This is a genomic window from Microbacterium sp. A94, from assembly GCF_051842855.1.
Lineage (GTDB): Bacteria > Actinomycetota > Actinomycetes > Actinomycetales > Microbacteriaceae > Microbacterium.
Window position 1 is genome coordinate 335,379 of the sequence record NZ_JBPXMU010000004.1, and the last position, 19,705, is coordinate 355,083.

Below are 19,705 nucleotides of genomic sequence, written 5' to 3' on the forward strand. Positions count from 1 at the left end.
GCCGTGTTTCTTGCGTGGCCGCAGGCTTTCGGGATGCAGACGTCGCTCCCCGTGGCGCAGCTCATCGCATTCCGTGCGCCGCTCGCACTGCTTCTCGGGATCGGAGCTGTTCTTGTCGCAACGGTCGATGTGTTCAGACGACAGTGCGGAATCGCCGCGGGAGTCGCAATCGTTCTCGGTCTGGCATCAGTCGCCAATGGCGGTATCTTGCTCTCCCGTGGGTTCGAGGCCGCGATTCCGGACGGTGATCTGACCGTCATCGCGTGGAATACCCAGGGTGGCGCTGCATCCCCGAAGAGCGTCGCGCGACTCATACTGGCGACCGAGGCAGACATCGTGAGCTTGCCCGAGATGGATGATCTCGCAGCGTCGGAAGTGGCGCGGCTGGTGGCGAAAGACGGACACCAGATGAAGGCCGCGACCACGTACGGAGAAACTGGCGATTCGTGGATCCCTACATCCGTGCTCATCCACGATGACCTCGGCGACTATCGAGTCGACACGTCGGCGGGCTCGACGCCCGGGTTACCGAGCGCCGTGTGGCGTTCCGTGGACGGAACCGGGCCGACGATCGTCGCAGCTCACCCGTCGCCTCCACTTCCCGAGAGCATGGATGAATGGCGATCAGGGCTGCAGTGGATCGCCGCGCAATGCGACGCTCCCGAGGTGATCGTCGCGGGCGACCTCAACGCGACTGTCGACCATCTGTCCGGATTAGGTACCGGAGATGCGCTCGTCGGCGACTGCCAGGACGCGGCGGTAATGGCCGGCGCCGGAGCGATAGGCACCTGGCCAACGTCCGCGCCGGCCTGGCTCGCAGCACCGATCGATCACGTGCTGTTTGGAGCCGCGTGGACCGTTCGGGGAGTCCAAGTCGTCACATCACTGGACGAGGCGGGCGCCGATCATCGCCCCATCGTCGCGGTACTCGACGCGAGATAACGGACAGAGCCGCTACATGGCAGTATCACGCCGCGGCCAGCTGGCGCGCGACGGGTTCCCTGAGGCGCACAAGCCCAGGCAACACCGTGGCGGATGCCGTGAGCACCAGACCGAGCGCAGCCAACAGCGATGCGGCACCGACATCGACCACGGGAATTGCGGGGATGAACCGAGCCAGCGCGGTGGCCGCCACAACAGCGGTGCCGACGAGGACGAGACCGGCGAGCAGACACGCGGTCACCACATGGATGACGCCCTGCCACAGTGCTGACGCGAGGACTGTGCGCTCGGTCGCCCCGCTCGCCCGCAGCAGTGCTTGCTCGGCGCCCTGAGTGCGGTTGCTCATGAAGATCACCACGGCCGCGCCGACTGTTCCGAGCAGCACCGGTCCGCCGACCAGCAGCATCACCTGCATGATGTCCAGATCAAAGTTTCCGCCGAGGCCGGCGGCATCCATGGCGGCATTCGTCGTGGCAGACATCGTCATGAGACCGCCCAGCAGGGAAGCGCCGACGAACAGCGGGGTGATCGACGCGGTGCTGCGACTCAGATGGTAACGGGCCTGATGGCGAGCGAGATACCACGATGTCGAGGCACGTGCGGGGATGACGGCGGTCCAGCCCCGCAGCACGAGCGGGTACAGCACCGGGCCTGCTGCAGCGACGATCATCATCAAAAACGCAGGCAGCAGCGGAAACTGCGAGATCACGGTACTGCGTGCCTCAGCCCGAAGCGGCGCGATCACTCCGGCTCCTGCAGCGAAGAGCACGATGAGAAACAGCACCCATCGCCACCACCGCATCCGCTTCGCCTGCGGTTCAGGATCGCGCAGTGCCGCGAGCGGGGGTGTGCGCCCGGCGGACACCGCTGCGCGCAATCCGCCCAGGAGCGTGACGATCACTGTGAGTGGGATGACGATGCAGGCAGTGAAGGTCCCCGGGGTGATCGTGGCATCGGCCCACCAGCCGGTGTCCTGGGCGAAAACGGCGTTCAGGAACGCGGGAACGATCGCAATCGATGCAGCGTAACCAAGAACTCCGCCGATGACACCCATGCACGCCAGCTGCACGAGGACAACGGTCGATGTCTGTGCGGGCCCGACACCGCTCAGCTGCCAGCGCGCGTACACCGGGCGATGCAGATCGACAGCGAGGCGTGCGATCGCAGCGATCACGATCGCGCCGCCGGGGATGTTGAATATGAGCAGGACCGACAGGAAGCTTGTCGATGCCTCGAGAATCTCTCCGCCTTCGCGCAGTCCGCGCTCCAACATCGCGATGGCCACTGAGAACGTCAGCGCGCTGATGGTTGTCACGGCGATGAGCCCTGCCCAACTGGCCCATCCGCGTCGCAGCTCCGCCCACAGCAACCGGGTCACGCGACGACCCCAGCGACATCGGCTGCGCCGATTGGCGCCTGCATCACGGACAGGATCTCTGACGCCGTGGCCTGAACCAACGGCGCCACGATCACGCCGTCGCGCAGTATGAGGGTGCGGTCGGCGCGAGCCGCGGCATCCAGATCATGCGTCACCAGCACGACGCTGCGATCACCGCTCGCGTGCTCGCGCAGGAGATCCAGTACCTGCACGCCCGTCGCCGTGTCCAAAGCTCCGGTGGGCTCATCGGCGAAAACGACATCCGGTTGTGCGGCGAGCACGCGTGCGATGGCAACTCGCTGCTGCTGACCGCCCGACAGTGCCCCGGGCAGCTTCCTGCCGTGATCCGCCAACCCGACAGCGGCCAGCGCGGCCTGCACATCCGGTGTTCGTCGACGTGCTAATCGTGCGGGCAATGCCACGTTCTCACGCACGGAGAGGGAAGCGATGAGGTTATAGCTCTGGAAGACGAAGCCGATCCGGTTGCGGCGCATCCGCGCCAAACGCGCTGGTGAGGCGTTGTCGATCCGTTCCCCGACGACCGTGATCTCACCGCTGTCGATGCGCTCGAGACCTGCCAAGCAGTACAGCAGCGTCGACTTTCCCGATCCGCTGGGCCCGACGATGCTCAACATCTCACCCGGTGCGAGATCGACGTCGATACCCCGCAGCACCGGGGTGGAGTGCCCGCCGCGCACAGTAAAACTTTTGGTCACGCCGCGGGCGCGCAGAGCGGGAGCAGCGGGTATCGGCGGGGAAGTCTGTGTCATGCATCCAGTCCATTCCGGTTACGGCATGTGCACACCAGCCTGGGGACGCGGACGAGGGTAGACCTGGCGCTACCTTCAGGCGGTTTCGCGGTCGACGGGCTGTGCGGATGCATAGGCTGAACGCATGCGCGCATCGACGATCTGGCAGGGGCTCATGCTGCCGCCCTGGCGCTTCGTCATCTCGCGCTGGCCGTGGTTGGCGCTCGTGCACGTGGTTCTCACGTCGGCTCTGTTCCTGATCACGCTGCCCGTGGTGGCCTTGACGGTGATCGCTCTGCCGCTGTGGGCGATCCTTCTCGCTGCTCTCGAAAGACGTCGCCTGCGGATGCTGGGCGCACCGCGCCGCACCAGCGGCCATGTGCGCATTCCCCGCGAAGAACGTCACAACTGGCTGAACGTCCGGCTCACGGAGCCCGCCACCTGGCGGGAGACCGCGGCGTTGCTGGCAGGTCTCGTGATCGGAGCGCTCGCGCTGGCGCTATTGATCCTGCAGCTCGTCGCCGTCGCGATGCCGATCGCGCTCGCGGTATTGGGCTACAGCCGTCCGCCCGCTGAGGTGAACCTGTTCGAGGATGTCTGGATCTCAGTCGGCGCGGAGAGCTGGTGGCATCCGCTGCCGTGGTTGCCGCTGATCATGCTGATCATGGCGTATGCCAATGCTGCGCTCGCCGCGTTGCATGCGAGTGTGATCGGCTGGCTCATCGCACCTCGTGCGGAGGAGATCGACCGCCGTGTCGAACAGCTCACTCGGTCTCGGGCGGCCATCGTCACGGCGCATGAGGTCGAGCGTCGGCGCATCGAGCGTGACCTCCATGACGGCGTTCAGCAGGAACTCGTCGGCATCGCTGCGCGCCTCGGCTTGCTCGAATTGGAACTTGCCTCTCGCGACGTGGATGCTGCACAGCGGGCGCTGCGCACCGCACAAAATCAGACCGAGCGCGCGCTGGCGAGACTGCGAGAGACCGTGCGCGGCATCCATCCGGCGGTGCTCACCGACCACGGGCTTCTGAGCGCGCTCGAAGAGCTGGCTGGGCGCAGTGCCCTGCCGCTGCAGATCACGGACAACGGATTTCCTCGGCTGTCGCCCGCAGCCGAGGCCGCGGGGTACTTCCTGGTGTCGGAAGCGCTGACCAACGCCGCCAAGCACACGGTCGCGTCACGGGTCGCTGTCGAGCTCGGCCTCGACGGCGGGATCGCGTATGTCTCGGTGACGGACGATGGTCACGGCGGTGCGGATGCAGCAGGGGGGACCGGGATATCCGGACTGGCAGGACGAGCGGAGTCCCTCGGAGGCGCACTGACGCTGACCAGTCCCGTGGGTGGCCCGACGGTGCTGCGCATGGATCTTCCCGTCGCGGACTTCGCAGACACGAGTGACCGGAACGGGGGAGCGGATGCGAATCCTCCTCGCCGATGACGCGACGCTGCTGCGGGAAGCGTTGAGCGCGCTGCTGGAGCGGCTTGGACACGAGATCGTGGCGACGGCGTCTGACGCTCCGGAGCTGCTGCACACTTACGCGGCGCTCGACACCCGGCCCGAACTCGTCATCACCGACGTGCGGATGCCGCCTGACGGCACAGATGACGGCCTACGTGCGGCGCTGCAGATCAGAGCCGCACATCCGGCGCAGCCCATCCTCGTGCTGTCGCAGTATGTTGCGAACCGTTATGCCCGGGAGTTGCTCATGCTCTCCGAAGGTGCGGTGGGTTACGTGCTGAAGGAAAGAGTGAACCGCGTCGCGGACTTCGATCGTGCGATGAGGACCGTGGCCGACGGGGGCACGGTCATCGACCCCGAGGTCACCCGACACCTGCTGCGGACAGGATCGTCGGGACCGCTGGACGCGCTCACGCCGCGCGAGCGAGAAGTGCTCGCCCTCATGGCAGAGGGCGCCTCGAACAGTGAGATCGCGGCGCAGCTGTTTCTCAGCGACGCGGCAGTGCGTAAGCACGTCGGCAACATCTTCGCCGGGTTGGGCCTGAGCCCGGCGGATGAGAACCGTCGGGTGCGCGCGATCCTGTTGTTCCTGCAGAATCAGCGGTAGTGGCTGCGGCGAACATCGGTGCATACCAGAATGGGATGCACAAGGGTAGAATCATCGCATGAGCACGCAAATCGCAGTTCGGTTGCCAGACGACACCGTCTCCCAGATGGATGCTCTTGTGGCTGCGGGCGACGTCGCCAATCGCACAGAGCTGGTGTCTGTCGCGATTCAGCGCGAGTTGAGGCGCCGTGCGGCAGAGCGTGACGCCTCAGTTCTTCGAGCCAAGGGTGCGGACGATGATCTTGACGGCCTTGTCGACTGGGCGACTGGCCATTTCCAGATCGAGCGCGACTGATGCGAGAGATCTGCCTCGCGCGTCTCGACAAGACTCGACCGGTGGTTGTGCTCACCCGTGAAGCAGTTCGTGCAGCGATGACGAAGGTGACGGTCGCGCCCATCACTTCGACAGTGAAAGGCCTCAGCAGCGAGGTACCGGTGGGGCGTGAGAACGGTCTCGATCATGAGTGCGCAATCGCGCTGGACAATACCGTGACGATTCCGACATCCGCTCTCGGACGCACGATAGGTTTCCTGACCGAGTCGCAGGAATCACAGCTCGCCACCGCGGTATCACTCGCTTTCGATCTCGACCAGTAGCGCTGGGTCTCGCGCGATTCACGCTCCGCTAGGGCGTTCTTCGCCGCGCCGACCGAGGCACGCTGACACAGCGTTGATTTGCGGATGTTGCGGCCGCGGGTCTATTCTCGCCACATGCCTTCGGCCGCATCCGCCTCTCTGACGCTCGCTCCGAGCGTCATTGCCGTGCGCCGACGCCGCAGCCGTCTGGGCGGCCGCCGACTGTAGGCGACCCCCGCGTTCCCCGCACGCCGATCTGTCGGTTCAGCGGGTCGAGCACCGGTGTCGCCGCCTTCGGCCCCGTCCACAGCTCTGTCGAAGAGCCACCGACCGTTAAGGTAGAACCATGACGTATACCGTCGCCGTCTCCGGCGCATCCGGCTATGCGGGCGGCGAGATCCTGCGCCTGCTCGCAAGTCACCCCGACATCGAGATCCGTACTGTGACCGCGCACTCCAACGCCGACCAGCCACTGATCCAGCATCAACCACACCTGCGTTCGCTCGCACACCTGACGTTGCAGGACACCACCCCAGACATCCTTGCTGGGCACGACATCGTCTTCTTGGCGCTTCCGCATGGACAGTCCGGTCAGTACACGGATGCCCTTGACGATGTTTCGCTGATCATCGACGCCGGCGCTGACCACCGTCTAACGTCGCAGGAATCCTGGGACGCGTTCTATGGCGGCGATTTCCATGAGCCGTGGGAGTACGGAGTTCCAGAGCTGCTCGTGGGCGATAGTAAGCAGCGCGAAATTCTGCGCGGCGCGAAGCGCATCGCCGCTCCGGGGTGCAACGCCTCCACCGTGAGCCTGAGCCTCGCACCGGGCGTTGCCGCCGGTGTCATCGACCCCAGCGACATCGTCACCGTCCTTGCTGTCGGGCCGTCGGGCGCGGGAAAGAGCCTCAAGACGAACCTCCTCGCCAGCGAGATTCTCGGCAGCGCGAACCCTTACGCGGTCGGTGGCACGCACCGCCATATCCCCGAGATCCGCCAGGCGCTCGCCGCGGCATCCGGAGCTGACCCTGACGGCATCCGCATCTCCTTCACGCCGGTGCTCGTGCCGATGGCACGCGGGATCCTCGCAACCTCCACCGCACGGATCATCGATGGCGTCAGCGACGATGAGATCCGGGCCGCATGGCACAGCGCGTATAGCGATGAGAAGTTCGTCCAGGTGCTTCCTGAGGGCCAGTTCCCGCGCACGGCCGATGTCATCGGCGCCAACACCGCCCTGATGGGACTGGCGATTGACCGTGCCGCCGGCCGCGTCACCGTCGTCACCGCGGTCGATAACCTCGTCAAGGGCACCGCCGGTGCCGCCATTCAATCCATGAACCTCGCGCTGGGCCTTCCCGAAGACCGCGCACTCTCAGTGAACGGAGTGGCACCATGAGCGTCACCGCACCCCAGGGATTCGAAGCAGCCGGCGTCGCCGTAGGTCTCAAGTCCACAGGAAAGCCCGATCTCGCCGTCGTCGTCAACCGCGGGCCCCGCAAGATCGGTGCGGCGGTCTTCACGAGCAACCGGGCCAAAGCGAACCCCATCATCTGGTCGCAGCAGGTCATCCTCGACCGCACCGTTGAGGCGATCGTGTTGAACTCCGGCGGCGCGAACTGCTTCACCGGCAGCTTTGGATTCCAGACCACCCACCAGACGGCAGAGAAAGCCGCAGAGCTCCTCGACGTCAGCGCCGGCGACATTCTGGTCTGCTCCACCGGACTCATCGGCACGGGAGACCAGGCGTTCCGCGACAAGGTGCTCACCGGTACCGAGCAGGCGATCGCCGAGCTCAGCGCCGACGGCGGCGATGCGGCAGCACACGCCATCATGACCACCGATACGGTCGCGAAGACCGCCATCGTCTCGCGAGACGGCTGGACGATCGGTGGCATGGCCAAGGGTGCGGGGATGCTCGCACCTGGGCTTGCCACCATGCTCGTCGTGATCACCACCGACGCCGACCTTGAAGCCCTCGAGGCCGACACAGCGCTTCGCCGGGCCACCGGGCAGACATTCGACCGCCTCGACTCCGACGGCTGCATGTCGACGAACGACCAGGTGACGCTCCTGGCCAACGGCGCCAGCGGCATCCGTCCTGACCTCGACGACTTCACCGCAGCCCTCATCGAGCTCAGCGATCAGCTCGCGATCAAGCTGCAGGGTGATGCTGAGGGCGCAAGCCACGACATCACGATCCGCGTCACGAACGCTGCCACCGAGCAGGAAGCCGTGGAAGTCGGCCGCTCGGTCGCACGCAACAACCTCTTCAAAGCGGCGATCTTCGGCAATGACCCGAACTGGGGCCGCGTGCTCGCCGCGATCGGCACGACCAATGCACAGTTCGACCCGTACAACGTCGATGTCTGGATGAACGGCGTGCGCGTCTGCTCCGAGGGGGCACCCGACCGGCCTCGCGAGGACGTCGACCTCACTCCGCGCGCCACCGATCTGCTCATCGACTTGCAGATGGGTGATGCCGAAGCGACGATCCGCACCAACGACCTCACGCACGATTACGTCCACGAGAACAGCGCGTACGCCTCATGACCGATATTCAGGACACCACCCCCGACATCGCGGCCGATAAGGCGACGACACTGATCGAGTCACTGCCGTGGCTGAAGAAGTTTCGTGACCAGATCGTAGTCGTCAAATACGGCGGCAACGCCATGGTCTCGGACGAACTGCAGGAAGCATTCGCCCAGGACATCGCCTACCTCCGTTACGTCGGCGTGCAGCCGGTCGTGGTGCACGGTGGCGGGCCCCAGATCTCGAACATGCTCGATCGCCTCGCGATCCCGAGCGAGTTCAAGGGCGGGTACCGTGTCACGAACACGGAGGCGATCAGCGTTGTGCGCATGGTGCTCACCGGCCAGGTGAATCCGCAGTTGGTCGCCAAGATCAACTCGCACGGCCCGATCGCCACCGGACTCAGCGGTGAGGATGCCGGTCTCTTCGGCGGTCGTCGGCGCAGCGTCGTCGTTGACGGCGAGTCGGTTGACCTCGGCCGCGTGGGTGATGTCGTCCAGGTCGACCCCACGGCTGTCCTTGACCATCTGGCTGCCGGTCGTATCCCGGTGATTTCCAGCATCGCCCCCGACCTCGACAACCCGGGGCAGTCGCTCAACGTGAATGCTGATGCCGCGGCATCCGCTCTAGCCGTCGCATTGAACGCGGCCAAGCTGGTCATCCTCACCGATGTGGCCGGGCTCTACGCGGATTGGCCTAACCGTGATTCGCTCGTCTCGCACATCACGTCGACCGATCTCGAAGCGATGATGCCGAAGCTCGAATCGGGGATGATCCCGAAGATGCGCGCATGTTTGGAAGCCGTCGAAGGTGGCGTCGACGCCGCGGCGATCATCGACGGGCGATTGCCGCACTCGGTACTCGTGGAACTATTCACCAGCAAGGGAATTGGAACTGAAGTGGTTTTGGGAAATTCGGGGGTGACGGCATGACCGTCTGGCAGGATGACGCAGCACGTGATCTCGTATTCAACGCGGGTGACCGATTCGCGCTGCTCACTCGTGGTGCGGGCTCGTACCTCTGGGATGGCGACGACAAACGCTATCTGGACTTCCTCGCCGGTATCGCTGTCACATCTCTCGGCCACTCCCATCCGGTGTTCGTCGAGGCGATCTCGAAGCAGGCAGCCACGCTCTCGCACGTCTCGAACTATTTCGCGACTCCGCCGCAGCTCGAACTCGCCGCTCGCCTGAAGCGCCTCGCCGGTGCCGGCATCGACGGTCGCGTGTACTTCTCCAACTCCGGTGCCGAGGCTAACGAAGCAGCCTTCAAGCTGGCGCGTCTGCATGGCGGCGTCGAGCGTCCGCGCATCCTGGCTCTGGAGAACGGCTTCCATGGCCGCACGATGGGATCCCTCGCGCTGACTGCGAAAGAGGCATACCGCGTGCCGTTCGAGCCGATGCCCGGGGGAGTAGAGCACATCCCCGCGACGCTGGAAGCACTCGAAGCAGCGATGGATGACCGGGTTGCAGCGGTGATCGTCGAGCCCATCCAGGGCGAAGCCGGTGTCGTCGAACTTCCGGCCGGCTACCTCGAGGCCGCCCGTTCACTCACGCTGAAGCATGGCGCGCTGCTGATCATCGATGAGATCCAGACCGGAGCCGGTCGCACCGGAGCCTGGTTCGGATTCAGCCACGAAGGCATCACCCCGGATGCCATCACCCTGGCCAAGGGGATCGGCGGAGGATTCCCGATCGGCGCTCTGGTCACCTACGGCTCGGCCAGCGCGCTGTTCACCCCGGGCTCGCACGGTTCAACTTTTGGCGGAAACCCACTCGGAACCGCCGTGGCCAACGCCGTGCTCGCCGAGATCGAGAGCGCCGGCCTCGTTGAGAACGCTGCCGTGCGCGGTGCGCAGCTGCGTGAACGGATCGAAGACCTGGCGTCTCCGCTCATCGACAGCACCCGCGGACGCGGTCTGCTGATCGGCGTCGTCCTGACACAGCCCATCGCCGGTGCGATCGTTTCGGCGGCTCAAGAGCGCGGGCTCATCATCAACGCGGCCAACCCTGAGACGATCCGTCTCGCCCCCGCGCTGAACATCGGCGACGCCGAGATCGAAGAATTCATCACGCTGTTCGCTGCCACACTCTCCGATGTACAGGCGAGCCTGGCAGCATCCGAATCCGGAAAGGTATCCGTATGACCCGTCACCTGCTGCGCGACGACGATCTCACCCCAGCAGAGCAGGCAGAGATCCTGGATCTCGCCGTTGAGCTGAAGAAGGATCGCTGGGCCGACAAGTCGCTTGCGGGCCCGCAGACTGTCGCCGTGATCTTCGATAAGTCGTCCACGCGCACCCGGGTATCGTTCGCGGTGGGAATCGCCGATCTCGGCGGATCGCCGCTGATCATCTCGACCGCGAACAGCCAGCTCGGTGGCAAAGAGACTCCGTCTGACACGGCTCGTGTGCTGGAGCGTCAGGTAGCGGCGATCGTCTGGCGCACGTATGCGCAGTCCGGACTCGAGCAGATGGCCGAGGGCACGCGAGTGCCGGTGGTCAACGCGCTGTCGGATGACTTCCACCCCTGCCAGCTGCTGGCCGATCTGCTCACGATCCGTGAGCACAAGGGAGCGCTCAAGGGATTGACGCTGACCTTCTTCGGCGACGGTGAGAGCAACATGGCGCACTCCTACGCTCTGGCTGGTGTCACTGCGGGGATGCACGTGCGCATCGCGTCACCGGAATCGTATGCTCCGCGCGCAGACGTCATCGCCGATGCGCACCGGCGCGCGGCGGAAACCGGCGGATCGATCACCCTCTTCGCCGACCCGAACGAGGCCGCGGCTGGAGCCGACGTCATCGTCACCGACACCTGGGTGTCGATGGGCAAAGAAGAGGAGAAGCTCGCGCGCATTCGCGACCTCGGCGGATACAAGGTGGTCCCCGAGACGATGAGCCTGGCCGACCCGGAAGCGATCTTCATCCACTGCCTACCGGCAGATCGTGGCTACGAGGTCGACTCGGAAGTCATCGACGGCCCGCAGAGCGTCATCTGGGACGAGGCAGAGAACCGTCTGCACGCGCAGAAGGCGCTCCTGGTCTGGCTGCTGCGTCAGAGCTGAGCATCCACGATGCCGAGCACGCGCTCCCGGGTACCTCGACAGAGGTCGAAGGGGCGCGTGCATCGGAATCTTGACCGGCTGAACGGACCAGGCCGTTTGGCCGGCGTCGATCTTGCCCGAGGTCTTGCCGTGCTCGGGATGCTGGCTGCTCATCTGCTGTGGACCGGCGAGGTAGCGGAGTGGGATGAGCCGTCGACCTGGACGGCGATCGTCAACGGGCGCTCATCGATCCTGTTCGCAACTCTTGCCGGGGTATCGATCGGTATCCTCACGGGCGGTCGACGACCGCTCTCGCCGGAGCGCATGAGCACCGCATGGGCGAGGATCGCGATTCGTGCCGGCATCCTGCTGGTGATCGGAATTCTGCTGATCGTGACCGGCGTCCCCGTCTACGTCATTTTGCCGGCCTACGCGATCCTGTTCGTGCTGGTGCTGCCCTTCACCACGATGTCAGCTCGAGCGCTGCTGTTCACCGCTGCAGGCATCGGTATCCTCATGCCGTTCCTGCAACCGGTGCTCAACGAGCTCCCGTTCTGGGCCTCGAACCTGGGCGGCGACGTCGCACTGGCGATCGGATGGAATTACCCGTTCACCCTCTGGATCGCCTTCGTCCTTGCCGGCCTCGGCGCAGCGCGCGCTGACCTGAGGGTCAAGAGCGTGCAGATCCGGATGCTGGTGACAGGCGCGGTGGTGTCCGGGGCCGGTTACGCCCTGGCTTTCCTGCCCGCACCGGGTGAGGGGCTGTATTGGGACGCGGTATGGACTGCCGCACCGCATTCATCCGGGCTGTGGGAGGCCGTCGGATCCGGCGGATTCGCCATCGCTGTCATCGGTGCCTGCCAGGTGTTGTGTCGGGTACCGGCGGTGAAACTGATCACCCTCCCGCTGCGCGCGACCGGAGCCATGCCGCTGACGGCATACTCCGCACAATTGGTGGCCTGGGCGATCATCGCCGCAATCACCTTCGGCGACACATCCGATCTGGGCGGATTTCGTGAGCTCGAACCTTTCTGGCCGTTCGTCGGGGTGACGCTCCTGGGCGCGACGGTGTGGGCGGTGCTGATCGGCCGTGGACCACTGGAATGGGTGCTCGACCGCTCGACGCGTTCCGTCGGCGGGTCAGCGTCACGCCGGTAGGCTGGAGGAATGAGCGAGGCGAAGCACGAAGGCACAAACGAAGGCGCGCTGTGGGGCGCACGATTCGCAAGCGGACCCGCACCGGAGCTGGTCGAACTCAGCCGCTCGACGCACTTCGACTGGATCCTTGCGCCCTACGACATCGCCGGATCTCACGCGCATGCCAAGGCACTCGCTGCAGCGGGCTATCTAGAACCCGACGAAGAGCAGCAGATGCATGCGGGCTTGGACGCTGTGGCACGCAAGGTCGCCGACGGAACTCTGGTGCCCGCACCTTCTGACGAAGACGTGCACGGCGCACTCGAGCAGGCGCTGATCGCCGAGCTCGGCGCGGAACTGGGCGGACGACTCCGCGCCGGACGCAGCCGCAACGACCAGATCGCCACACTCGTGCGGATGTACCTGATCGACCACGCCAAGGTCATCGCCCGCGACATCCTGCGCGTCATCGACGCCCTGGTGGCGCAGGCCGAAGCTCATCCCGACGCCATCCTCCCCGGCCGCACGCACCTGCAGCATGCGCAGCCGGTGCTGCTCGCCCATCACCTGCAGGCGCACGCCTGGCCGCTGGTGCGCGAGCTGGAGCGGCTCGTCGACTGGCGCCGTCGCGCTGGAGTCTCGCCCTACGGCGGTGGGGCGTTGGCAGGTTCCACGCTGGGGCTCGATCCTGAACTCGTTGCGCGTGAACTGGGCCTTGACCGCCCGGCGGAGAATTCGCTTGATGGCACGGCTGCACGCGATGTCGTGGCGGAGTTCGCCTTCATCACGGCGATGATCGGCGTTGACCTGTCCCGGCTCAGTGAGGAGATCATCCTCTGGAACACGCGTGAGTTCGGTTTCGTCACGCTGGATGACAGTTACTCGACTGGCTCGAGCATCATGCCGCAGAAGAAGAACCCTGATATTGCCGAGCTCGCGCGCGGCAAATCGGGCCGGCTGATCGGAAATCTGACCGGCCTCATGGCGACGCTCAAGGGCCTGCCGATCGCGTACAACCGCGACCTGCAGGAGGACAAAGAGCCGGTCTTCGACTCGGTGAACACACTCGAGGTCGTCCTGCCCGCCTTCGCCGGCATGATCGCAACACTCACCTTCGACACTGCGCGGATGGCAGAGCTTGCCCCGCAGGGCTTCTCCTTGGCGACGGACGTCGCCGAGTGGCTGGTCAAGCAGCGCATTCCGTTCCGTGACGCCCACGAGATCTCCGGTGCCCTGGTCAAAGCATGCGAGTCTCAGGGGATCGGCCTCGAGGATGCTACCGACGACCTGCTCGCGCAGGTCTCACCGCACCTGAAGCCTGAGGTGCGTGAGGTGCTCAGCATCGAAGGTTCCGTGGCGTCGCGTACTGGTGCCGGCGGAACCGCGCCCGTGCGTGTGGCCGAGCAGCGTGCCGAGCTCGTCGCCCGTACTCAGGCAGCGGCACACCAGCTCGGACTGTAATACCGGCGGTCAGTGCAGCGTGGCGTCCGCTGCGCTGTGCTCCCAGCGGGTAAACCGCACCGAGAGTGCCGCGTTGGTGGGCGCTGCGAGGAACGGACCGGCGGATGCCACGGCATCCCCGTCGAACGGTGCCACGCGCACGAGCCGCCACTGACCGGCGTCGGCCCGAGCACGCACAATCAGCGCATCTTTCCAGCGGCTGACGCGCACCGTGATCTCGGCGCTCTGCCATTCATCTATGTAGCCGACCGACCAATCCGAGCGGATGTTCGTGACCACGGCGCCGAGCCCGAGATGACCATCGGCGAACTCAACCCCGGCCTTCATCCAGTGCTCGTCGTCGATCTGCACGAACACCCCGGCCTGATCGAACTCGCCGGTCCACTCCGCGTTAAAGGTGACCTCCATCGCGTCTCCCACGGCGAATGGCGCCAGCAACGCGTGGGCACTGTCGTGCACGAAACCGTAAGCGGTATGGCGCCAAGCGTCGCTTCCCTCGACGGCAGTGACCTGCAGTACACCGTTGTCGAGCGTGGCAGTTTCAGCGGGCGGGGTGGTCCAACGCCCCTCGTTCCAAGCGATCATGCTCGTCACCATAGCGGGAAGATGCTCTTGCCGCCGTGCAGATACATTGAGATACTTGCCGCTAAGTATCCAGAAGTATCCCGGAGGTTCTTGTGCAACCCAGCCCGTATACGCCCGGTGAGATCGCCCGTGCAGTTCCGGGGCGCGGTGAGCTGATCGAGGAATTCACCGAACGCCTCTCGCTCATGGTGGATCTGCAGCGACTGATCGGACGCATCCACGTGGCGTTCGGGGAACGCGGTATCGGTAAAACCTCGCTGCTGCGCGCGTATCAGCGTCTCGCTGAGGAACGCGAGGTCCTGTGCATCTGGATCACAGCGGGGGAGCCGGACGGCCTGATCGCACAGATCATCGAGGGCATCCGTGAAGCCACGAGCAGCTGGCCGCAGGCCGCCGCCAAGACGATCCGTGAACACCTTGACGAGCTCACCGTCACCCTCGGGGTTCCCGGCATTGCATCGGTCAGCGCGAAGACCAAATCCTCGAGGACCACCGACCGTGTCGGTGCCCGCGCACTCGAGAAGCTGATCCACGCGACTACCGAGGATCGCAAGCGTGTGAAGGCTCTCGTCCTGTTCATCGATGAGGTGCAGTCGGCTGATGCCGACGGCATCCGAACCCTGGCCTACGCCTGGCAGCATCTGCAGGCGGAGCATCCGAGTATTCCCGCGGCCGTGCATGCGGCGGGCCTCCCCAACGCGCCCGAGCAGATTGCGGATGCTGTCACCTTCAGCGAACGCTTCGCCTACCGTCCGCTGGAGATGCTGTCGGTCGGTGCGCAGGTGGCAGCGCTGCGTGATCCGGCAAGCGAACTGCAGGTCGAGTGGGAACCGGATGCTCTGGAACTGGCCGCGCAGCTCGCTGCCGGCTACCCCTACGCCGTGCAGCTCTACGGCGATGCCGCTTGGATCGCCGCCGGAAGACCGGATGCCGGCGGCACGATCACCCAGGACGATGTCAAGAAAGCGCGCACGAGTGTCGATCGTGATCTGCGCAACCTCTTCGCCGCACGCTGGGCGAACACGACGCCGAATCAGCGACGGTTCCTCATCGCCGTCGCGTGGCTGCAGGAGAAGAACGCCCAGGTAGACAGAGCCGATCTGGCGAATGTGCTCGAGGTGAGCTCGCGCAGCCTTTCCTCGGTGCGCGCCCGACTCATCGCGAAAGGTTTGATCCATTCGGAGGGGCACGGGCGGGTGACGATCCCGGTGCCCGGATTCGCCGGCTACATCCGCGAACTCGAAGACGACCCGCGGTGACCGAGATGCTTCGCCCGCGCTGATAATCTGGAACGCGTGTCCAATACTGATCTGATGACTGCCCCCGTGGCGATCGACCCCGCGTTCGAGAACGTGTGGGACGAACTCGTCTGGCGTGGCCTCATCCACGTGTCCACTGACCAGGAGGCGCTACGCGCCCTTCTCGGCGGGGACCCGATCACGTATTACTGCGGATTCGATCCGACCGCGCCGAGCCTGCACCTGGGTAATCTCGTGCAATTGCTGACGCTGCGTCGCATCCAGCTTGCCGGCCACAAGCCGCTCGGCCTCGTCGGCGGATCCACCGGACTCATCGGTGATCCTCGGCCGACGGCAGAGCGCACGCTGAACACGCCGGAGACCGTCGCCGAGTGGGTCGGGCGTCTGCGCGCCCAGGTCGAGCGCTACTTGAGCTTCGACGGCGACAACGCCGCCCGCATCGTCAACAACCTCGACTGGACCGCGCCGATGAGCGCGATCGACTTCCTGCGCGAGATCGGCAAGCACTACCGTGTTGGCACGATGCTGAAGAAGGATGCTGTCGCTGCGCGCCTGAACTCCGATGCCGGCATCAGCTACACCGAGTTCAGCTACCAGATCCTGCAGGGCATGGATTTCCTGGAGCTGTACCGCCAGTACGGCTGCGTGCTGCAGACCGGGGGAAGCGACCAGTGGGGAAACCTCACCAGTGGCACCGATCTGATCCGTCGTGTGGAAGGCACATCGGCGCATGCGATCGGCACGCCTCTGATCACGAACAGTGACGGAACCAAGTTCGGTAAGAGCGAGGGCAACGCGATCTGGCTGGATGCTGAGATGTGCAGCCCCTACCGGATGTACCAGTTCTGGCTGAGTACCGCGGATGCCGACGTGATCGAGCGTCTCAAAGTCTTCACGTTCCTCACGAAGACAGAGATCGAGGAGTACGCGGTGCTCGTCGAGAGCGAGCCGTTCCGCCGCGCCGCGCAGAAGCGTCTTGCGCTTGAAGTGGTTGCGACCGTCCACGGGTCGGACGCAACGGCAGCTGTCATCGCGGCATCGGAGGCGTTGTTCGGCCAGGGCGATCTAACCGCGCTGGATGCCTCGACTCTGCGCAGTGCGCTGGATGAGCTCCCGCACGCAATGGTCGAAGCAGGAAGTCCCGTCGTGGACGCACTGGTCGCCACTGGTTTGGTGACGAGCTTGTCTGAGGCACGCCGCGCGATCAAGCAGGGTGGTGTCTCGCTCGACGGCGTGAAGATCGAGGACGAGGCGGCCGTCGTCACCGGAACTCTTCCCGGCGGTGTCTCGGTTCTGCGACGCGGAAAGAAGACACTCGCAGGCGTCTTTCTCAGCTAGAGCATGCCGTTCACCCCGAGCCACGCGGTAATCGCACTTCCTTTTGTGCGTACGCCGCTGGTGCCGGCGGCCATCGCGATCGGGGCGATGACCCCGGATCTGCCGTTGTTCCTGCGCGGCGTGGGGGTCACCTACACCTTCACGCACACCATCGCGAATCTCGTATGGACCGCGCTCCTCGCGCTCGTACTCTTCCTGGTGTGGCGGGTATTGCTCCGGCCGGCTGTTGCGGAGCTGTCACCGACGTGGCTTGCCGAACGGCTGCCCGAGGAATGGTCGAGCGGCGGGTGGGATGCTGTTCGGCGGGCCGTCGGCATGGGGGAGCGTCGTAGCTATCCACTGCTGCTCGCAGTTTCGGTGCTGCTGGGAGTGCTCTCGCACATTGTGTGGGACATGTTCACGCACGAGGAGCGGCTGGGGAGCGAACTTCTCCCTGTTCTCGCCGATCAGTGGGGACCGCTGCAAGGCTTCAAATGGCTGCAGCATGGTTCGAGTATCGTCGGGCTGTTGATCATCGCGATCTGGGCGCTGCTCTGGTTACGTCGAACCAAACCGGGAGGCGTGGTGAGGCAGATGCTTCCCCACTGGGTGCGCGTGGCCTGGTGGATTTCGCTCCCCGTCATCCTCATCGGATCATGGGTGATCGGCTACGTCGTGTTCGGGCCCTTCACCGCGGAATTCACGATCCGGCACCTCGCTTACCGTGTGCTGCCACCAGCGTGTGGGTTCTGGGCGATGCTCACTCTCGCCCTGTGTGTGATCCTCACCACTGTGGCGCGTCGCGGCCCCACGGCCGGGGCGGCGCGAAGCTGAACCCGGGCAGCACCGGCGCAGCAGTGACGAGCGCGTGGCCATCAACACTGAAATTCTGAGTGTGCATGGCCGGGTCGATCTCTCGTTCTCGTTCAGGGGCATCACGCCTCGGCATGCCGAGCAGCTCGGCGGCGATGCGACGCAATGACGTGGTGATGTGCCACGTTCCTCCTTCGTGAACGCGCCGATCTACCACTGCGCACACGGCGGACGCCAGCAGATAGCCGGCGCTGTGATCGAGAGCCTGCGCGGGAAGTGCGCCGGGAACTTCACCGTCGGCCGATTCGATGAGTGCGATTCCGGATTCCGCTTGCACGAGGCTGTCGAAGCCCGCGCGGTCTGGTTGATCCAGCTCCCAAGCGCTCAACTGCACGATGATCAGCCCGGGATATCGCTCGCCGAGTTGGCCGGGGGAGAGCCCGAGGCGTGCAAGGGCTGCCGGGCGGTAGCCGAGCACAACGACATCCGCTTCCTCGAGCAGTGCGGTCATCTGTTCGGATCGTGCGTCAAGAAGAGTTGTCCGCTTGCCGTGGCCGGTATCGAGGTGCTGCCATTTCGGCTCCGGAATGTGAGGAGGATCGATGCGCAGAACATCGGCACCCAGCAGAGCGAGAGTGCGAGTGCAGACCGGGCCGGCAATGGCACGCGTGAGGTCGAGAACGCGGATGCCGACCAGCGGTGCTGCCTGAGTTGCTGCCTCGGAGGTAAATCTCGACGCCCTGAGCCTTGACGGTGCCTTGGATCTTGTCGGTGCGTCGTTGCCGATGCGACGGATCTCGACGAGGGGTCGCGATCGCAGTGCCGCGTCGTACTGCGGATTCTCGCGGGCGACAGCGACGGCCAGGCCTCCTGCGCGGGTGATGCGTTCGACGGATTCTTGAACGGATGCCGTAGCGAGCGTCGCTCGCAGATCATCGGCACTCGCACCCTCAGTCAGGTCAAGACCGAGGCAGAGGGCGCGGGCATGATGCGGATAGTTGCCATGGGTGCGTACCCAGCCGTTCTTCGTCTGCCAGAAACCGGAGAATGGCGACCACACGGTTGGCTGCTCACCATCGATGCGGAACAGCCGGTCGCTGCGGTACGCCATCGCGATGCGATCGGGGTCAAGCTGCGGAGCACGACTGAGGCCGGCGCAGTGCAGAACCGCGGCGACACTGGCCCATGCCAGATCTCCGGTCGCAAGACGAGAAGGGAGAGGGACTTCTCGCCGAGGGAATGCCCCAGTCTCCGCGCTGGTGGGGAGCGAATCCATGGCACGATCGTACGCCTCAGCGAACGGTTCGGAGTAAGAAAATGGGCGTGACCTGGGGAGAATCGTTCCAACGTCCGCACGGACACGCCCGGGGAGCTGCCGTGATTTGCCCGACCTTCAGATCCCGCGTAAGTTATTACTTGTTCGCCCCACAGGGTTGAGACAGGGCCAAGGCCCAGCTCCCCTCAAGTGGCAAACCACATCCCAACTCAGAAGATCACCTCGGTGAGACGCTGAAGCGGGATGCTCTGTGGTTCCACAGATCGCGTCGAGTTCGCTCGAGTCGCCGATTTGACAAGCGGATGCCACGGGGTAAGATAGAGAAGTTGTCTCGAAGCGCATCAACGCTTCCGATAACATCTCGAAATCTGAGCCTTACGGCGTGTCGATTTGACAAGCTGAACGGCACAGATAAGATAGAGAAGTTGCCCTTCGGGCCTGGTTGTGATGACTGGGTCGGGGGAGCATCCGATCCTTGAGAACTCAACAGCGTGCACTTGTCAAATGCCAAATTATCCTCGTCGGTCTTCGGACTGGTGAGAATTCCTTTGGATCAAAGACCAGCC

19 protein-coding genes are annotated in these 19,705 nt (G+C 64.9%); 15 read left to right on the forward strand and 4 right to left on the reverse strand.

Annotated features, from left to right (window positions below; genetic code table 11):
• The first annotated feature begins 33 nt into the window (after window positions 1-33).
• The gene (locus ACSU1L_RS12885; protein ID WP_439256060.1) at window positions 34-942 is read left to right on the forward strand and encodes an endonuclease/exonuclease/phosphatase family protein; all 909 of its coding nucleotides are present in this window, start codon (window positions 34-36) and stop codon (window positions 940-942) included.
• Between the two features lie 25 nt (window positions 943-967).
• Here the strand turns inward: ACSU1L_RS12885 and ACSU1L_RS12890 are convergent, their stop codons facing one another.
• Window positions 968-2,320: a hypothetical protein gene (locus tag ACSU1L_RS12890; RefSeq protein ID WP_439256061.1), complete on the reverse strand. Its 1,353-nt coding sequence runs from the start codon at window positions 2,318-2,320 to the stop codon at window positions 968-970.
• The gene (locus tag ACSU1L_RS12895) at window positions 2,317-3,090 is read right to left on the reverse strand and encodes an ABC transporter ATP-binding protein (RefSeq protein WP_439256062.1); all 774 of its coding nucleotides are present in this window, start codon (window positions 3,088-3,090) and stop codon (window positions 2,317-2,319) included. The genes ACSU1L_RS12890 and ACSU1L_RS12895 overlap by 4 nt, the downstream gene beginning before the upstream one ends.
• Before the next feature lie 124 nt (window positions 3,091-3,214).
• Here ACSU1L_RS12895 and ACSU1L_RS12900 point away from each other — a divergent pair, with 124 nt between their 5' ends.
• The 11 genes from ACSU1L_RS12900 to argH all read left to right on the forward strand — a co-directional run bounded on the left by ACSU1L_RS12900 (window position 3,215) and on the right by argH (window position 13,889).
• Complete coding sequence (locus tag ACSU1L_RS12900) at window positions 3,215-4,507, forward strand: sensor histidine kinase (RefSeq protein ID WP_438255204.1); 1,293 nt, start codon at window positions 3,215-3,217, stop codon at window positions 4,505-4,507.
• Window positions 4,485-5,135 carry a response regulator gene (locus tag ACSU1L_RS12905; protein WP_438255205.1) on the forward strand — a complete coding sequence of 217 codons (651 nt, stop codon included), beginning with the start codon at window positions 4,485-4,487 and terminating at the stop codon, window positions 5,133-5,135. The genes ACSU1L_RS12900 and ACSU1L_RS12905 overlap by 23 nt, the downstream gene beginning before the upstream one ends.
• A gap of 58 nt (window positions 5,136-5,193) precedes the next feature.
• Window positions 5,194-5,430 (forward strand): ribbon-helix-helix domain-containing protein, encoded by a 237-nt coding sequence (locus tag ACSU1L_RS12910; protein WP_438255207.1) that lies wholly within the window; start codon window positions 5,194-5,196, stop codon window positions 5,428-5,430.
• Entirely contained in the window at window positions 5,430-5,732 is a 303-nt protein-coding gene (locus ACSU1L_RS12915; protein ID WP_438255209.1) for a type II toxin-antitoxin system PemK/MazF family toxin, read from the forward strand. Before ACSU1L_RS12910 ends, ACSU1L_RS12915 begins: the two co-directional genes overlap by 1 nt.
• 325 nt (window positions 5,733-6,057) lie before the next feature.
• Window positions 6,058-7,110: an N-acetyl-gamma-glutamyl-phosphate reductase gene (gene argC / locus ACSU1L_RS12920; protein ID WP_439256063.1), complete on the forward strand. Its 1,053-nt coding sequence runs from the start codon at window positions 6,058-6,060 to the stop codon at window positions 7,108-7,110.
• On the forward strand, window positions 7,107-8,264 hold the full coding sequence (gene argJ / locus ACSU1L_RS12925; protein ID WP_439256064.1) for a bifunctional glutamate N-acetyltransferase/amino-acid acetyltransferase ArgJ: 1,158 nt from the start codon (window positions 7,107-7,109) through the stop codon (window positions 8,262-8,264). Before argC ends, argJ begins: the two co-directional genes overlap by 4 nt.
• The gene (argB, locus tag ACSU1L_RS12930) at window positions 8,261-9,178 is read left to right on the forward strand and encodes an acetylglutamate kinase (protein WP_438255214.1); all 918 of its coding nucleotides are present in this window, start codon (window positions 8,261-8,263) and stop codon (window positions 9,176-9,178) included. Before argJ ends, argB begins: the two co-directional genes overlap by 4 nt.
• Entirely contained in the window at window positions 9,175-10,392 is a 1,218-nt protein-coding gene (locus ACSU1L_RS12935) for an acetylornithine transaminase (protein WP_439256065.1), read from the forward strand. Before argB ends, ACSU1L_RS12935 begins: the two co-directional genes overlap by 4 nt.
• Window positions 10,389-11,312 carry an ornithine carbamoyltransferase gene (gene argF / locus ACSU1L_RS12940; protein WP_438255217.1) on the forward strand — a complete coding sequence of 308 codons (924 nt, stop codon included), beginning with the start codon at window positions 10,389-10,391 and terminating at the stop codon, window positions 11,310-11,312. The genes ACSU1L_RS12935 and argF overlap by 4 nt, the downstream gene beginning before the upstream one ends.
• A gap of 57 nt (window positions 11,313-11,369) precedes the next feature.
• The gene (locus ACSU1L_RS12945) at window positions 11,370-12,449 is read left to right on the forward strand and encodes a heparan-alpha-glucosaminide N-acetyltransferase domain-containing protein (RefSeq protein ID WP_439256066.1); all 1,080 of its coding nucleotides are present in this window, start codon (window positions 11,370-11,372) and stop codon (window positions 12,447-12,449) included.
• 9 nt (window positions 12,450-12,458) lie between these two features.
• Entirely contained in the window at window positions 12,459-13,889 is a 1,431-nt protein-coding gene (gene argH / locus ACSU1L_RS12950) for an argininosuccinate lyase (protein ID WP_439256067.1), read from the forward strand.
• A 9-nt stretch (window positions 13,890-13,898) separates the two neighbouring features.
• On the opposite strand, the gene ACSU1L_RS12955 is transcribed toward argH, so the two are convergent.
• Complete coding sequence (locus tag ACSU1L_RS12955) at window positions 13,899-14,474, reverse strand: DUF1349 domain-containing protein (RefSeq protein ID WP_438255221.1); 576 nt, start codon at window positions 14,472-14,474, stop codon at window positions 13,899-13,901.
• 92 nt (window positions 14,475-14,566) lie between these two features.
• On the opposite strand from ACSU1L_RS12955, the gene ACSU1L_RS12960 reads away from it, so the two are divergent.
• The 3 genes from ACSU1L_RS12960 to ACSU1L_RS12970 are packed head-to-tail and all read left to right on the forward strand — an operon-like array spanning window position 14,567 to window position 17,884.
• Window positions 14,567-15,733 (forward strand): ATP-binding protein, encoded by a 1,167-nt coding sequence (locus ACSU1L_RS12960; RefSeq protein WP_439256068.1) that lies wholly within the window; start codon window positions 14,567-14,569, stop codon window positions 15,731-15,733.
• Window positions 15,734-15,787: 54 nt separating this feature from the next.
• A complete protein-coding gene (gene tyrS, locus ACSU1L_RS12965) occupies window positions 15,788-17,071 on the forward strand; it encodes a tyrosine--tRNA ligase (protein ID WP_439256069.1) in 1,284 nt (427 codons plus the stop codon).
• A gap of 3 nt (window positions 17,072-17,074) precedes the next feature.
• Window positions 17,075-17,884, forward strand: coding sequence for a DUF4184 family protein (locus ACSU1L_RS12970; RefSeq protein WP_439256070.1), 810 nt, complete (start codon window positions 17,075-17,077; stop codon window positions 17,882-17,884).
• Here ACSU1L_RS12970 and ACSU1L_RS12975 read toward each other — a convergent pair.
• A complete protein-coding gene (locus ACSU1L_RS12975) occupies window positions 17,835-19,139 on the reverse strand; it encodes a CoA transferase (protein WP_439256071.1) in 1,305 nt (434 codons plus the stop codon). The genes ACSU1L_RS12970 and ACSU1L_RS12975 overlap by 50 nt on opposite strands.
• Between the last annotated feature and the right edge of the window lie 566 nt (window positions 19,140-19,705).

What these genes read in the sequence shown, in the direction of transcription:
- tyrS (WP_439256069.1), top strand. Translation starts at nt 15,788, where the DNA reads ATGACTGCCCCCGTGGCGATCGACCCCGCGTTCGAGAACGTGTGGGAC.
- ACSU1L_RS12975 (WP_439256071.1), bottom strand. Translation starts at nt 19,139, where the DNA reads ATGGATTCGCTCCCCACCAGCGCGGAGACTGGGGCATTCCCTCGGCGA.
- argH (WP_439256067.1), top strand. Translation starts at nt 12,459, where the DNA reads ATGAGCGAGGCGAAGCACGAAGGCACAAACGAAGGCGCGCTGTGGGGC.
- ACSU1L_RS12900 (WP_438255204.1), top strand. Translation starts at nt 3,215, where the DNA reads ATGCGCGCATCGACGATCTGGCAGGGGCTCATGCTGCCGCCCTGGCGC.
- ACSU1L_RS12970 (WP_439256070.1), top strand. Translation starts at nt 17,075, where the DNA reads ATGCCGTTCACCCCGAGCCACGCGGTAATCGCACTTCCTTTTGTGCGT.
- ACSU1L_RS12955 (WP_438255221.1), bottom strand. Translation starts at nt 14,474, where the DNA reads ATGATCGCTTGGAACGAGGGGCGTTGGACCACCCCGCCCGCTGAAACT.
- ACSU1L_RS12915 (WP_438255209.1), top strand. Translation starts at nt 5,430, where the DNA reads ATGCGAGAGATCTGCCTCGCGCGTCTCGACAAGACTCGACCGGTGGTT.
- ACSU1L_RS12910 (WP_438255207.1), top strand. Translation starts at nt 5,194, where the DNA reads ATGAGCACGCAAATCGCAGTTCGGTTGCCAGACGACACCGTCTCCCAG.
- argF (WP_438255217.1), top strand. Translation starts at nt 10,389, where the DNA reads ATGACCCGTCACCTGCTGCGCGACGACGATCTCACCCCAGCAGAGCAG.
- ACSU1L_RS12935 (WP_439256065.1), top strand. Translation starts at nt 9,175, where the DNA reads ATGACCGTCTGGCAGGATGACGCAGCACGTGATCTCGTATTCAACGCG.
- ACSU1L_RS12885 (WP_439256060.1), top strand. Translation starts at nt 34, where the DNA reads ATGCAGACGTCGCTCCCCGTGGCGCAGCTCATCGCATTCCGTGCGCCG.
- argJ (WP_439256064.1), top strand. Translation starts at nt 7,107, where the DNA reads ATGAGCGTCACCGCACCCCAGGGATTCGAAGCAGCCGGCGTCGCCGTA.
- ACSU1L_RS12905 (WP_438255205.1), top strand. Translation starts at nt 4,485, where the DNA reads ATGCGAATCCTCCTCGCCGATGACGCGACGCTGCTGCGGGAAGCGTTG.
- argB (WP_438255214.1), top strand. Translation starts at nt 8,261, where the DNA reads ATGACCGATATTCAGGACACCACCCCCGACATCGCGGCCGATAAGGCG.
- ACSU1L_RS12895 (WP_439256062.1), bottom strand. Translation starts at nt 3,090, where the DNA reads ATGACACAGACTTCCCCGCCGATACCCGCTGCTCCCGCTCTGCGCGCC.
- argC (WP_439256063.1), top strand. Translation starts at nt 6,058, where the DNA reads ATGACGTATACCGTCGCCGTCTCCGGCGCATCCGGCTATGCGGGCGGC.